Here is a 14,028-nt window from a genome sequence, read left to right as displayed (position 1 = left end):
GTACCGCACCACCAGGTGAACAGGTCGGGGCGCTCCACCCGGGGCGCCCCGACTGTCGGTGCCCGCAAGTAGGCTGTTCGACATGGCAGATCCTTCCAGCTACCGGCCCCGGCCGGGCCAGATCCCCGAGTCGCCGGGGGTCTACAAGTTCCGCGACGAGCACCGCCGGGTGATCTACGTCGGGAAGGCGAAGAGCCTGCGCCCGCGCCTGTCGTCCTACTTCCAGGACCTGGCAGGCCTGCACCCGCGGACGCGCACGATGGTCACCACCGCCGCGTCCGTCGAGTGGACCGTGGTCTCCACGGAGGTCGAGGCGCTACAGCTGGAGTACTCCTGGATCAAGGAGTTCGACCCCAGGTTCAACGTCAAGTACCGCGACGACAAGAGCTATCCCTCCCTCGCGGTGACCATGAACGAGGAGTTCCCCCGCGTGCAGGTGATGCGCGGCCCCAAGAAGAAGGGCGTGCGCTACTTCGGCCCTTACGGCCACGCCTGGGCGATCCGCGAGACCGTCGACCTGATGCTGCGCGTCTTTCCGGTACGCACCTGCTCCGCCGGGGTGTTCAAGCGCTCCGCCCAGATCGGCCGCCCCTGCCTGCTCGGTTACATCGGCAAGTGCGCCGCCCCGTGTGTGGGCCGCGTCACTCCCGAGGAGCACCGCGAACTGGCCGAGGACTTCTGCGACTTCATGGCCGGCCGCACCGGGACGTACCTCAAGCGCATCGAGCAGCAGATGGTGATCGCCGCCGAGGACATGGAGTACGAGAAGGCCGCCCGCCTCCGCGACGACATAGGGGCCCTCAAGCGGGCGCTGGAGAAGAACGCGATCGTCTTCAACGACGCCACCGACGCCGACCTCGTCGCCCTCGCCGAGGACGAGCTGGAGGCCGCCGTGCAGATCTTCCACGTCCGCGGCGGGCGCGTGCGCGGCCAGCGCGGCTGGGTCACCGACAAGGTGGAGAACGTCGACACGCAGGGCCTCGTCGAGCACGCCCTCCAGCAGCTGTACGGCGAGGAGAAGGGCGACGCGGTGCCCAAGGAGGTCCTCGTCCCGGCGCTCCCGGACGACACCGCGGCCGTCAACCAGTGGCTGTCCGACAAGCGCGGCTCGCGGGTGTCGCTGCGCATCCCGCAGCGCGGCGACAAGAAGGACCTGATGGCGACGGTCCAGCGCAACGCCCAGCAGGCCCTCGTGCTGCACAAGACCAAGCGCGCCTCCGACCTCACCACCCGCTCCCGCGCGCTGGAGGAGATCGCGGAGGCGCTCGGCCTGGACGGCGCCCCGCTGCGCATCGAGTGCTTCGACATCTCGCACCTCCAGGGCGACGACGTCGTGGCGTCCATGGTCGTCTTCGAGGACGGACTCTCCCGCAGGAGCGAGTACCGGCGCTTCGAGATCAAGACCTTCGAGGGCCAGGACGACGTCCGCTCGATGCACGAGGTGATCACCCGCCGCTTCCGGCGCTATCTGGCGGCCAAGGAGAAGGCCGGGGACTGGGTGGGCGGCGAGGTGCCCGAGCAGGAGGCGGACGAGGACGGCAGGCCCAAGCGCTTCGCGTACCCGCCCCAGCTCCTGGTGGTCGACGGCGGCCAGCCGCAGGTCGCGGCCGCCAAGCGGGCCCTCGACGAGCTGGGGATCTACGACGTCGCCGTCTGCGGGCTCGCCAAGCGCCTCGAAGAGGTCTGGCTGCCCGACGACGACGATCCGGTGGTGCTGCCCCGCAGCAGCGAGGGCCTCTACCTCCTCCAGCGGGTGCGCGACGAGGCCCACCGCTTCGCCATCACCTATCAGCGCAGCAAACGGGCCAAGCGGTTCCGCGCCGGACCGCTCGACGAGGTGCCCGGCCTGGGCGACAGCCGCAAGCAGGCCCTGCTCAAACACTTCGGTTCGGTGAAAAAGCTGCGGTCCGCCACAATTGACCAGATCTGTGAGGTTCCGGGGATAGGCCGCAAGACGGCCGAGACCGTCGCGGCGGCCCTCGCAGCGGCGGCCCCGGCCGCACCCGCCGTGAACACGGCGACAGGAGAGATCATTGAGGACGACGAGGACACCGCACCCGCGGCGCCCCCGTCGGAGAACGGGGGAACGACACATGACGCAGCAGCACACCCGGCAGGACCCAGAACCTGCCCCGGGCCGTGACCAGGCCGCAGGCCGGCCCCTGGACACCCCCCACGACCGAGAGCGAGACGGAGCACACGTGAGTACGGGCACCACGCGGGAAGCCCCCGAGGCGGCCGAGACGCCCATCCCCGAGCTGGTCATCATCTCCGGCATGTCCGGAGCCGGCCGCAGCACCGCCGCGAAGTGCCTGGAGGACCTCGGCTGGTTCGTCGTCGACAACCTGCCGCCCGCGCTGATCCCCACCATGGTGGAGCTCGGCGCCCGCTCCCAGGGCAACGTGGCCCGCATCGCCGTCGTCGTCGACGTCCGCGGCCGCCGCTTCTTCGACAACCTCCGCGAGTCCCTCGCCGACCTCGACGCCAAGGGCGTCACCCGGCGGGTGGTCTTCCTGGAATCCTCCGACGACGCCCTGGTGCGCCGCTTCGAGTCGGTCCGCCGCCCGCACCCCCTCCAGGGCGACGGCCGGATCACCGACGGCATCGCCGCCGAGCGGGACCTGCTGCGCGAGCTGCGCGGCGACGCCGACCTGGTGATCGACACCTCCAGCCTCAACGTCCACGAACTGCGCGCCAAGATGGACGCCCAGTTCGCCGGCGACGAGGAGCCGGAGCTGCGGGCCACGGTCATGTCGTTCGGCTACAAGTACGGCCTGCCGGTCGACGCCGACCTGGTGGTCGACTGCCGGTTCCTGCCGAACCCGCACTGGGTCCCCGAGCTGCGCCCCTTCACCGGACTCAACGAAGAGGTGTCCGGTTACGTCTTCAACCAGCCGGGCGCCAAGGAGTTCCTCGACCGCTACACCGAGCTGCTCCAGCTGATCGCCACCGGCTACCGCCGCGAGGGCAAGCGCTACGTCACCATCGCGGTGGGCTGCACCGGCGGCAAGCACCGCTCCGTCGCCATGTCGGAGAAGCTCGCCGCCCGCCTCGCGTCCGAGGGCGTGGAGACCGTCGTCGTCCACCGGGACATGGGGCGCGAGTGACCAACCGCACCGTCCGGCTCCGCCGCCTGCGCCGTACCCCGGCGTCCGGCGGCCAGCCGGCTCCGCGCGCCGCACGCGGCGGCAGACGCGGCGCCACCCCCAAGGTCGTCGCCCTCGGCGGCGGCAGGGGCCTGTCCGCCTCGCTCGCCGCCCTGCGGCGCATCACCGGCGACCTCACCGCGGTCGTCACCGTCGCCGACGACGGAGGCTCCAGCGGCAGGCTCCGGGAGGAGCTGGGCGTCCTGCCGCCAGGCGACCTGCGCAAGGCGCTGGCCGCCCTGTGCGGCGACGACGACTGGGGCCAGACCTGGTCCCGCGTCATCCAGCACCGCTTCCAGTCCAAGGGCGACCTGCACGAGCACGCGGTCGGCAATCTGCTGATCGTCGCCCTGTGGGAGCAGCTCGGCGACCACGTCCAGGCCCTGGACCTGGTCGGCAAGCTCCTCGGGGCGCACGGCCGGGTGCTGCCCATGTCGGCCGTTCCGCTGGAGCTCCAGGCGCTCGTGCGCGGCCACGACCCGGAGCTTCCGGACGCCGTGAGCACGGTGCGGGGGCAGGCGACGGTCGCGCTGACCCCCGGTGAGGTCCAGTCGGTGCATGTCGTACCGCACGATCCGCCCGCGGTTCCGGAGGCGGTGGCGGCGGTTCTTGACGCCGACTGGGTGGTTCTTGGACCCGGTTCCTGGTTCTCCTCGGTGATCCCCCACCTGTTGGTCCCGGAACTGCTTGATGCCCTGGTGGAGACCAAGGCGAGGCGGATTCTGTCCCTCAATCTGGCGCCCCAGCCGGGCGAAACCGAGGGCTTTTCCCCGCAACGTCATTTGGAGGTTTTGGCCCGACACGCCCCTAAACTCGCCCTCGACGTGGTGCTGGCCGACCAGGCCGCCGTGCCCGACCTTCCCTCACTCGCCGATGCCGCAAAACGGTTCGGCGCGACGGTCGAGCTGGCGCCGGTGGCCCGGCCCGACGGAGCCCCCAAGCACGACCCGGAGCTCCTGGCAGCCGCGTACGACCGTATTTTTCGGATGCATGGAAGGATCGGCCCATGGCGATGACGGCAGCGGTGAAGGACGAAGTCTCCCGGCTCCCCGTCACCCGGACCTGCTGCAGAAAGGCAGAGGTCTCGGCGATCCTCCGGTTCGCGGGCGGGCTGCACCTGGTCAGCGGCCGCATCGTGATCGAGGCGGAGCTGGACACCAGCTATGCGGCGCGCAGGCTCAAGAAGGACATCCTGGAGATCTTCGGGCACAGCTCGGAGCTCGTGGTGATGGCTCCCAGCGGTCTTCGCAGGGGCTCGCGCTACCTCGTTCGGGTGGTGGCGGGCGGCGATCAGCTGGCGCGCCAGACCGGCCTCGTGGACGGCCGCGGCCGTCCCATCCGGGGACTTCCCCCGCAGGTGGTCTCGGGGGCCACCTGTGACGCCGAGGCGGCCTGGCGCGGGGCCTTCCTCGCGCACGGCTCCCTCACCGAACCCGGCAGGTCCTCCTCGCTGGAGGTCACCTGCCCCGGCCCCGAGGCGGCCCTCGCGCTGGTCGGCGCGGCCCGCCGGCTCTCCATCGGCGCCAAGGCGCGCGAGGTGCGCGGCGTGGACCGGGTCGTCGTACGGGACGGCGACGCGATCGGCGCCCTGCTGACCCGGCTCGGCGCGCACGAGTCGGTTCTGGCCTGGGAGGAGCGGCGGATGCGCCGCGAGGTCCGTGCCACCGCCAACCGGCTCGCCAACTTCGACGACGCCAACCTGCGCCGCAGCGCCCGCGCCGCGGTCGCCGCCGGGGCCCGGGTGCAGCGCGCGCTGGAGATCCTCGGCGAGGAGGTGCCCGAGCACCTCGCCGCGGCGGGACGGCTGCGCATGGAGCACAAGCAGGCCTCCCTGGAGGAGCTGGGCGCGCTTGCGGACCCGCCGCTGACCAAGGACGCGGTCGCGGGCCGCATCCGCCGCCTCCTCGCGATGGCGGACAAGCGGGCCCAGGACCTCGGCATCCCCGGTACGGAGTGCAACCTGACCGAGGACATGACCGAGGAGATCGAGGAGGAGATGGCCAAGGGGCTCGCCAACGGACTGGCGGGCGGCCTGGCGGGCGGAATGTCCGGCGGCATGGCCGGCGGGCTGTCCGGTGGCATGACCGGCGGGATGCCGGGCGGCCTCTCCGGCGGCATGGCGAGCGGCATGGCCGGAAGCCTCTGATCCGCGGCGCCGCACCGTCGCGGAGTTCCTGACTCCGTTTCAACTCGCTGTCCCTGGCGCCAAGTTGTGTGCCAGGGGCAGCTTTTCTGTGTGCCTGATGTGCTCTTGACGTGACCATGAATGGTCATGATTCTGGCGTCTGTCCACTCACGTGGCAGACAACAGCAAGGGGGGCACATGAGACGCCGAGCGAGATCGATACTCGCCGCTTCTTCACTGCTGATAGCCGGGGTCGCGGCAGTGCCCGCGGCGCAGGCGCAGCCCGCGGGGAACGCCGCGGGGGGCGGCGACAGCATCTCGGTGTGGAACGCCGAGGTCACCCAGGACCAGGTGCCGCTGCTGCTCAAGGCAGGCACCGACGCCCACGAGCTGAGCGAGCGGGTCCCGGCCAAGGGCACCGCGACCGTCGAGCTGATCCTCACCCGGAAGCAGGCCGGCGAACTCCGCGGCCAGGGCGTCGACATCAGCGAGCACAAGGTCGCCGCGAACGCCAGGGCCGCGGCCCCCGGCGACGGCGTGTTCCGTCCGTACAGCGGCAAGGGCGGCCTCCAGGAGGAGCTGCTGGCCACCGCGCAGAAGTACCCGGGCCTCACCAAGCTCGTGAGCATCGGCAAGACCGTGCAGGGCAAGGACATCCTGGCCCTCAAGCTGACGAAGAACGCCAGGGGTACCGGCGACGGCGCCAAGCCCTCGACGCTCTACATGGCCAACCAGCACGCACGTGAGTGGATCACCCCGGAGATGAACCGGCGGCTGCTGCACCACTACCTCGACAACTACGGCAAGGACCGGCGGATCACCAAGCTGGTCGACAGCAGCGAGCTGTGGTTCGTGCTCTCCGCCAACCCGGACGGCTACGACTACACGCACAGCAGCAGCGACGTCAACGTCCGGCTGTGGCGCAAGAACCTCCGCGACACCAACGCCAACGGCACCGTCGAGTCCGGCGACGGCATCGACCTCAACCGCAACTTCGCCTACAAGTGGGGTTACGACAACGAGGGTTCGTCGCCCGACCCGGCCGACGAGACCTTCCGCGGCCCGACGCCGAACTCCGAGCCCGAGACCAAGGCGATCGACGCGTTCCAAAAGCGCATCGGCTTCAAGTACGCGATCAACTACCACTCGGCCGCCGAGCTGCTCCTCTACGGCATCGGCTGGCAGGTCGCCACCTCCAGCCCCGACGACGTGGCCCTGAAGGCCCTCGCGGGCACCCCGGAGAACTCGGCGGTCCCGGGCTACCACCCGCAGGTCTCCTCGGAGCTCTACACCACCAACGGTGAGGCCGACGGCCACGCGGGCAACGTCAACGGCATCAAGATGTTCACGCCGGAGATGACCACCTGCCAGACGGCGTCCAACATCGACCCGAACGACCGCTGGGAGGCCCGCGACTGCCGGTCCGGCTTCAACTTCCCCGACGACGAGAAGCTGATCCAGCAGGAGTTCGCGAAGAACGTCCCCTTCGCGCTCGCGGTCGCCGAGACGTCCCTGACCCCGGACCGGCCGGTCTCGCCGGTCGGCATCGACGCCCCGGACTTCACGCCGGACCCGTTCACCTCCTCGTACGCCCGTGACAAGGACCAGGAAGTCAACGTCACGGTCCGCAAGTCGGTGCGCGACAAGGAGCTCAGGTACCGCGTCAACGGCGGCAAGGTCCACGACCAGGCGCTGAAGCCCTGGAACGGCGGCCTGCGCTACGGCGACGAGGACAACACCTACTTCGACGACTACCGCGCCAAGGTGCAGGACGGGAAGCCCGGCGACAAGGTCGAGGTCTGGTTCACCGGCGTCACCCGCGAGGGCAGGGCGACCTCCAGCGAGCACTTCACCTACACGCTCGCCGAGCGCCCCCGGGCCGCGCACCTGGTGGTCGCCGAGGAGGGCGCACCCGCGACGCAGGTCCAGAAGTACGTGGACGCGCTGCGGGCCAACGGCCGCTCCGCCGCCGTCTGGGACGTCGCCACCCAGGGCGCCCCGCACCCGCTGGGCGTCCTCGGACACTTCGACTCGGTGGTGCATTACACCGGTGACACGGTGCCCGGCGGCCCCACCCAGCTCGCGCTGCGCTCGTACCTCAACGAGGGCGGCAAGCTGGTCGAGGCCGGGGAGAAGGCGGGCGGCAACGCCAGGCTCGGCCCGGCCGCGACCGACGACTTCAGCCAGTACTACCTGGGCGCGTACGGCCGGGTGAACAGCCCCGGCGCCACCGGTCTCGCAGGGGCGGGCGGCCTGGCGGGGATCACCACCCCGCTGACCGGCGCACCCGGCAACCCGCTCGACACCGCGGGCTCCTACGAGGTCACCTCGGACGTGCTCCCGCCGGCCGCGTTCCCGCAGTTCAAGAGCGCCCAGGCGGGCCGCTACACCGGCATCAACAACCCGTACGCCCCGTTCGACGGCCAGGGCATGGCCTCGGCCGTCAGCACCAACGGCAACTGGAAGCGGCTGACCCGCACCGTGGACCTCACGGGCGTCACCGCGGCCGACCGGCCGGCCCTCAGGATGGCGCTGAACTGGGACACCGAGCCCGGCTACGACCACGCCCTCCTGGAGGCGCACACCGCGGGCGCCGAGGACTGGACCACGCTCCCCGAGGCGGGCGGCCAGACCTCCGCCACCGTGCCCGCCGAGTGCGAGGCAGGGTTCTTCCTCCAGGCGCACCCGTTCCTCGGTCACTACCTCACCCAGGGCGCGGCCTGCACGGCCTCCGGAACCAGCGGTGCGTGGAACAGCTTCACCGGATCCTCCTCCGGCTGGAAGCAGGTCTCCTTCGACCTGAGCGCCTACGCGGGCAAGAAGGTCGAGCTGTCGCTGTCGTACGTCACCGACCCGAGCAGCCTGGGCCGCGGTGTCTTCGCCGACAACGCCCGGGTCAGCGTCGGCGGCGCGGACCAGGCCGTCGACGGCTTCGAGACCTCCCTGGGCGCCTGGGCCGCCGCCGCACCGCCGGCCGGCAGCCCGCCGGCCACCGCGCCGTGGGCCCGTACCGGCGAGCTGTTCCAGACGTACGCGGGCGTCACCACGCGTGACACCGCGCTCCTCGGCTTCGGCCTGGAGCACGTCCCGGACGCCGGGCAGCGCGCCAAGCTGCTGGAGAAGGCCCTGCGGAGCATCAAGGGCTGACCCCGCACAACAGCGTCGTCACCGCGAGTAGTCAGGGCGAAGGTCCCGGCGGCCCGTACTCCCCGCTTCATTACTGGGGAGTACGGGCCGCCGATCCACGTACGGCCCTGTTCCGGGCCCACTCGATGCGGCGGCTCGGTCTACGGAGAGGTAGGGTCGGAGTCGGTCGGGGACATCCCATTCAAGCTCGCCGTGGCGTCGAAACCTCGGCGTACCAACGAGGAGATCGGTTCGTGACGATCCGCGTAGGCATCAACGGCTTCGGCCGCATCGGGCGCAACTACTTCCGGGCGCTGCTGGAGCAGGGTGCGGACATCGAGATCGTGGCTGTCAACGACCTGGGTGACACCGCGACCACCGCGCACCTTCTGAAGTACGACACCATCCTGGGCCGCCTCAAGGCCGAGGTGTCGCACACCGAGGACACCATCACCGTCGACGGTCACACCATCAAGGTGCTGTCCGAGCGCAACCCCGCCGACATCCCGTGGGGCACGCTGGGCGTCGACATCGTGATCGAGTCCACCGGCATCTTCACCAAGAAGGCCGACGCCGAGAAGCACATCGCCGGCGGCGCGAAGAAGGTCCTCATCTCGGCTCCGGCCAAGGACGAGGACATCACCATCGTGATGGGCGTCAACCAGGACAAGTACGACGCCGCCAACCACCACGTCATCTCCAACGCCTCCTGCACCACCAACTGCGTGGCGCCGATGGCCAAGGTTCTCGACGAGAACTTCGGCCTGGTCAAGGGCCTGATGACGACGGTGCACGCGTACACCAACGACCAGCGCATCCTGGACTTCCCGCACTCGGACCTGCGTCGTGCCCGCGCCGCCGCCGAGAACATCATCCCGACCACGACGGGTGCCGCCAAGGCCACCGCCCTGGTCCTCCCGCAGCTCAAGGGCAAGCTCGACGGCATGGCCATCCGCGTGCCCGTCCCGACCGGTTCGGTCACCGACCTGGTCGTCGAGCTCGGCCGTGAGGTCACCAAGGACGAGGTCAACGCCGCGTTCAAGAAGGCCGCCGTGGACGGCGACCTGAAGGGCTACCTCACCTACACCGAGGACCCGATCGTGTCCTCCGACATCGTCGGCGACCCGTCGTCCTGCACCTTCGACTCCTCCCTGACCATGGTCCAGGAGGACAAGACGGTGAAGATCCTCGGCTGGTACGACAACGAGTGGGGCTACTCGAACCGCCTGGTCGACCTGACCGTCTTCGTCGGCGGCCAGCTCTGATCCAGCAGTACTGAGAGCATCAAGATGTGAGCTACAGGGCTCGGGCAGCGCAACGCGGCGCTGTGCGAGCCCTGTGGCCTGTCCAGCCCTCCTGAGGAGCCGTAACTCATGAAGACGATTGACGAACTCATCGCCGATGGCGTAGCGGGCAAGCGGGTCTTTGTCCGTGCCGACCTCAACGTGCCGCTCGACGGCTCGAAGATCACCGACGACGGCCGCATCCGCGCCGTCGAGCCGACGGTCCGCAAGCTCGCCGCCGTCGGCGCGCGCGTGATCGTCGCCTCGCACCTGGGCCGTCCCAAGGGCGCCCCCGACCCCGCCTTCTCGCTCGGACCGGCCGCCGCCCGCCTCGGTGAACTGCTCGGCGCCGACGTGGCGTTCGCGACCGACACGGTCGGCGAGTCCGCCCGCGCGACCGTGGACGCGCTCGCCGACGGCCAGGTCGCGGTGATCGAGAACCTGCGCTTCAACGCCGGTGAGACCGCCAAGGACGATGCCGAACGCGGCGCCTTCGCGGACGAGCTCGCCTCGCTCGCCGACCTGTACGTGGGCGACGGCTTCGGCGCCGTGCACCGCAAGCACGCCTCGGTCTTCGACCTCCCGGCCCGCCTGCCGCACGCCGCCGGCGACCTCATCGCCACCGAGGTCGGCGTCCTCAAGAAGCTCACCGACCACGTGGAGCGCCCGTACGTCGTCGTCCTCGGCGGCGCCAAGGTCTCCGACAAGCTCGGCGTGATCGACCACCTCCTGGAGAAGGCCGACAAGATCCTCGTCGGCGGCGGCATGGCGTACACCTTCCTCAAGGCCCAGGGCCACGAGGTCGGCATCTCGCTGCTGCAGGAGGACCAGATCCCGGTCGTCCTGGAGTACCTGGAGCGCGCCGGGAAGAAGGGCGTCGAGTTCGTGCTGCCGGTCGACGTCCTGGTCTCGTCGGAGTTCCCCGACCTCAAGAAGAAGACCCCGGCCAACCCGGCCACCGTCGCCGCCGACGCCATCCCGGCCGACCAGGAGGGCCTGGACATCGGCCCGAAGACCCGCGAGCTGTACGCGTCGAAGCTCGCCGACGCGGCCACGGTCTTCTGGAACGGACCCATGGGTGTCTTCGAGCACCCCGACTACGCGGGCGGCACCGCAGCCGTGGCGCAGGGGCTGCTGGACAGCGACGCCTTCACTGTCGTCGGCGGTGGCGACTCGGCCGCCGCGGTCCGCATCCTGGGCTTCGACGAGAACGCCTTCGGCCACATCTCGACCGGCGGCGGCGCCAGCCTCGAATACCTGGAAGGCAAGACCCTTCCCGGCCTTGCCGCACTGGAGGACTGATCCTTACATGAGTACCACCCGCACCCCGCTGATGGCGGGCAACTGGAAGATGAACCTCAACCACCTTGAGGCCATCACCCACGTACAGAAGCTCGCCTTCGCACTGTCGGAGAAGGACTTCGACGCGGTCGAGGTCGCCGTCCTGCCGCCCTTCACCGACCTGCGCTCCGTGCAGACCCTGGTGGACGGCGACAAGCTGCAGATCAAGTACGGCGCCCAGGACATCTCGGCGCACGACTCCGGCGCGTACACCGGTGAGATCTCCGGCGCCATGCTCGCCAAGTTCAAGTGTGCGTACGTGGCGATCGGGCACTCCGAGCGCCGCCAGTACCACAACGAGACCGACGAGCTCGTCAACGCCAAGGTGAAGGCCGCGTACAAGCACGGCCTGACGCCGATCATGTGCGTCGGTGAGGGTCTCGACATCCGCAAGGCCGGCAACCAGGTCGAGTACACGCTCGCCCAGGTCGACGGCGGCCTGAAGGACGTCCCGGCCGAGCAGGCCGAGTCGATCGTCATCGCGTACGAGCCGGTGTGGGCCATCGGCACCGGCGAGGTCGCCACCCCCGAGGACGCGCAGGAGGTCTGCGGCGCGATCCGCGGCCGGCTCGCCGAGCTGTACTCGCAGGAGCTGGCCGACAAGGTGCGCATCCAGTACGGCGGTTCGGTGAAGTCCGGCAACGTCGCCGCGATCATGGCGAAGCCGGACGTGGACGGCGCGCTGATCGGCGGCGCGGCGCTGGACGCCGACGAGTTCGTCAAGATCGTGCGGTTCCGCGACCAGTAGTCGTCAGCAGTACCGGCAGTACTACCGGCGGTGAGTAGGCCTCGGGGCCGATCCGTCGTACTCTGACGGGGCCGGTGGCCAGCCACCGGCCCCGTCGTTTTTCTAGATCCGAGGAAAGTGGTCCAGCCGTGGTTATGGGGTTCTCGATCGCCCTGATCGTATTCAGCCTGCTGCTGATGCTGCTGGTTCTGATGCACAAGGGGAAGGGCGGCGGCCTTTCCGACATGTTCGGCGGCGGCATGCAGTCGTCCGTCGGAGGGTCCTCGGTCGCCGAGCGCAACCTCGACCGGATCACCGTCGTCGTCGGACTGATCTGGTTCGCGTTGATTGTGGTGCTCGCCCTGCTGATGAAGCTGAAGGGCTGACTCGCCGCACCGACGGTGCGACGCGCGGGACCCGGCCTATCATGGGCGGGTGTCCCGGCGTCGGGGTGTAACTCCCGTCACTGGACGCGCGTTGGGCCTTACCGACACTGGGCGCCTGCCGCGGAGCCGCTCGACGAAGCTTCGCCGCACCATCACGCAGGGAGTTACGACCGTGGCAAGTGGCAACGCGATCCGGGGAAGCCGGGTCGGAGCGGGGCCGATGGGTGAGGCAGAGCGCGGCGAGTCCGCGCCCCGTCTGCGCATCTCCTTCTGGTGCTCCAACGGGCACGAGACACAGCCGAGCTTCGCCAGCGACGCGCAGGTCCCGGACACCTGGGACTGCCCGCGCTGCGGATTCCCGGCCGGACAAGACCGGGACGACCCGCCTGCGCCGCCGCGCACCGAACCGTACAAGACGCATCTCGCGTACGTACGGGAGCGGCGCAGCGACGCGGACGGCGAGGCGATCCTCGCCGAGGCACTCGCGAAACTGCGCGGCGAAATCTAGGAACCACCGTGCGGCCGGAGACCGGAAGGTGTCCGGCCGTCGCCTTGCGCCTTGCGTGACCGCCCGCCCGGCGGATGCTGTGCTGATGGCTTTCCCGCTGGTCAGGGCGATTGTCAGTGGCCGCGTCTACTGTTCTCGCACGGTCTGAACAGCGGGACGGGCGGGGGCGGTTGTGGCGGCGGTACAGGCGATGGAGCGCGCGGGGCCCACCTGGCGCGGGGGGTTCGGGCGGCTGTGGTCGGCCGCTGTCGTCTCCAAGTTCGGCGACTCGCTGCGCGGGGCCGCGATGCCGCTGCTCGCCGCCTCCCTCACCCGTGACCCCCTGCTGGTCTCCTTGGTGACCGCGTGCGGGTTCCTGCCCTGGCTGCTGTTCGGGCTGATCGGCGGCGCGGTCGCGGACCGGGTGGACCAGCGGCGGGCGATGTGGACGGTCGACCTGCTGCGGGGCGCGCTGATGGCCGCGTTCGCGGTGGCAGTGGCGCTGGGACACGCCTCGATCGCCCTGCTCGTCGTGGTGGCGTTCGCCCTCACCACCCTGCAGACCCTCTTCGACAACGCGGCCACCGCGCTGCTGCCCCAGCTGGTCCCCGCCACGGCGCTCGGCACGGCCAACGCCCGGCTGATGACCGGGCAGATGATCGCGGGCACCTTCCTGGCCGCCCCGCTGGTCCCGCTGCTGCTGCTCCCCGGCCCCGCCGTGCCGTTCGCGGCCGACGCGCTCACCTACGTCCTGGCGGCGGCGCTGATCGCCTCCCTGCGCACCGCCGCTCCCCGCCGGACACCGAGGGCGGCCGGCGCGACCCTGCGCGGCGACATCAAGGAGGGGCTCTCGACGCTGTGGGCCGACCGTCCGCTGCGCGGGCTGTGCCTCTCGGCCGCACTGTGCAACGTGGGGGTCGGCGCACTCATCGCGATGCTGGTGCTGCACATCACCGGCTGGCTGCACGGAGGCCGCACGGGATACGTCGTGGCCCTCACCGCTTACGGGGCGGGCAGTGTGGTCGGCGGGCTGGTCTCGGGACGGCTGGCCCGCGCCCTGGGGCGCATACGCTGCGTGTTTCTCGCCGGGATCGTGCAGTGCGGCTGCCTGCTGGCGATGGGGCTGGTGCGGGAGCTCTGGGTGAGCGTGGCGGCCCTCGCCGTGTTCGGCCTGATGGGCCTGGTGTGGAACGCCAACGAGGTGACCCTGATGCAGGAGCGCGCCCCGGCGGGGATGCTGGGCAGGATCAGCGCGGCGTCCCGGACCCTGGGCAGCGCGGGAGCCCCGCTCGGCGCGCTGCTGGGCGGTCTGGTGGCGTCGGCCTGGGGGCTGAACGCCCCGATGCTGCTGGCCGCCGGACTGTTCGTCCTGTCTGTCGCCGCACTCGCACCTCTGATCAATTAAGT

10 protein-coding genes and 1 pseudogene are annotated in these 14,028 nt (G+C 70.4%); all 11 read left to right on the top strand.

Going from position 1 to position 14,028, the window contains the following annotated elements; genetic code table 11:
- Positions 1 to 82: 82 nt before the first annotated feature.
- The 11 genes and pseudogenes from uvrC to ACIQM4_RS20910 all read left to right on the top strand — a co-directional run bounded on the left by uvrC (position 83) and on the right by ACIQM4_RS20910 (position 14,026).
- Positions 83 to 2,143, top strand: coding sequence for an excinuclease ABC subunit UvrC (uvrC, locus tag ACIQM4_RS20960; protein WP_401593558.1), 2,061 nt, complete (start codon positions 83 to 85; stop codon positions 2,141 to 2,143).
- Complete coding sequence (rapZ, locus tag ACIQM4_RS20955; RefSeq protein WP_401593556.1) at positions 2,094 to 3,107, top strand: RNase adapter RapZ; 1,014 nt, start codon at positions 2,094 to 2,096, stop codon at positions 3,105 to 3,107. The genes uvrC and rapZ overlap by 50 nt, the downstream gene beginning before the upstream one ends.
- Positions 3,104 to 4,162: a uridine diphosphate-N-acetylglucosamine-binding protein YvcK gene (gene yvcK, locus ACIQM4_RS20950; protein WP_401593553.1), complete on the top strand. Its 1,059-nt coding sequence runs from the start codon at positions 3,104 to 3,106 to the stop codon at positions 4,160 to 4,162. Before rapZ ends, yvcK begins: the two co-directional genes overlap by 4 nt.
- Positions 4,153 to 5,133: pseudogene (gene whiA / locus ACIQM4_RS20945) on the top strand (DNA-binding protein WhiA); the annotation flags it as partial. The gene yvcK and the pseudogene whiA, both read left to right, overlap by 10 nt.
- 336 nt (positions 5,134 to 5,469) lie before the next feature.
- Entirely contained in the window at positions 5,470 to 8,418 is a 2,949-nt protein-coding gene (locus ACIQM4_RS20940; protein WP_401593551.1) for a M14 family zinc carboxypeptidase, read from the top strand.
- A 233-nt stretch (positions 8,419 to 8,651) separates the two neighbouring features.
- Complete coding sequence (gene gap, locus ACIQM4_RS20935) at positions 8,652 to 9,662, top strand: type I glyceraldehyde-3-phosphate dehydrogenase (protein WP_401593548.1); 1,011 nt, start codon at positions 8,652 to 8,654, stop codon at positions 9,660 to 9,662.
- Positions 9,663 to 9,770: 108 nt separating this feature from the next.
- The gene (locus ACIQM4_RS20930) at positions 9,771 to 10,982 is read left to right on the top strand and encodes a phosphoglycerate kinase (protein WP_401593546.1); all 1,212 of its coding nucleotides are present in this window, start codon (positions 9,771 to 9,773) and stop codon (positions 10,980 to 10,982) included.
- 7 nt (positions 10,983 to 10,989) lie between these two features.
- Positions 10,990 to 11,769 carry a triose-phosphate isomerase gene (gene tpiA, locus ACIQM4_RS20925; RefSeq protein ID WP_401593544.1) on the top strand — a complete coding sequence of 260 codons (780 nt, stop codon included), beginning with the start codon at positions 10,990 to 10,992 and terminating at the stop codon, positions 11,767 to 11,769.
- Positions 11,770 to 11,897: 128 nt separating this feature from the next.
- A complete protein-coding gene (gene secG, locus ACIQM4_RS20920; protein ID WP_401593542.1) occupies positions 11,898 to 12,134 on the top strand; it encodes a preprotein translocase subunit SecG in 237 nt (78 codons plus the stop codon).
- 172 nt (positions 12,135 to 12,306) lie between these two features.
- Positions 12,307 to 12,642 carry an RNA polymerase-binding protein RbpA gene (locus tag ACIQM4_RS20915; protein WP_078557164.1) on the top strand — a complete coding sequence of 112 codons (336 nt, stop codon included), beginning with the start codon at positions 12,307 to 12,309 and terminating at the stop codon, positions 12,640 to 12,642.
- Between the two features lie 190 nt (positions 12,643 to 12,832).
- Positions 12,833 to 14,026, top strand: a complete 1,194-nt coding sequence (locus tag ACIQM4_RS20910; RefSeq protein ID WP_401594148.1) for an MFS transporter — start codon at positions 12,833 to 12,835, stop codon at positions 14,024 to 14,026.
- Positions 14,027 to 14,028: the final 2 nt, after the last annotated feature.

It is taken from the genome of Streptomyces sp. NPDC091272 (genome assembly GCF_044757485.1).
Lineage (GTDB): Bacteria > Actinomycetota > Actinomycetes > Streptomycetales > Streptomycetaceae > Streptomyces.
This window is presented reverse-complemented; position numbering and strand designations above follow the sequence as displayed.

Excerpts from the sequence above, each read along its gene's own strand:
- uvrC (WP_401593558.1), top strand. The coding sequence starts at position 83 with ATGGCAGATCCTTCCAGCTACCGGCCCCGGCCGGGCCAGATCCCCGAG.
- rapZ (WP_401593556.1), top strand. The coding sequence starts at position 2,094 with ATGACGCAGCAGCACACCCGGCAGGACCCAGAACCTGCCCCGGGCCGT.
- ACIQM4_RS20940 (WP_401593551.1), top strand. The coding sequence starts at position 5,470 with ATGAGACGCCGAGCGAGATCGATACTCGCCGCTTCTTCACTGCTGATA.
- ACIQM4_RS20930 (WP_401593546.1), top strand. The coding sequence starts at position 9,771 with ATGAAGACGATTGACGAACTCATCGCCGATGGCGTAGCGGGCAAGCGG.
- tpiA (WP_401593544.1), top strand. The coding sequence starts at position 10,990 with ATGAGTACCACCCGCACCCCGCTGATGGCGGGCAACTGGAAGATGAAC.
- ACIQM4_RS20910 (WP_401594148.1), top strand. The coding sequence starts at position 12,833 with ATGGAGCGCGCGGGGCCCACCTGGCGCGGGGGGTTCGGGCGGCTGTGG.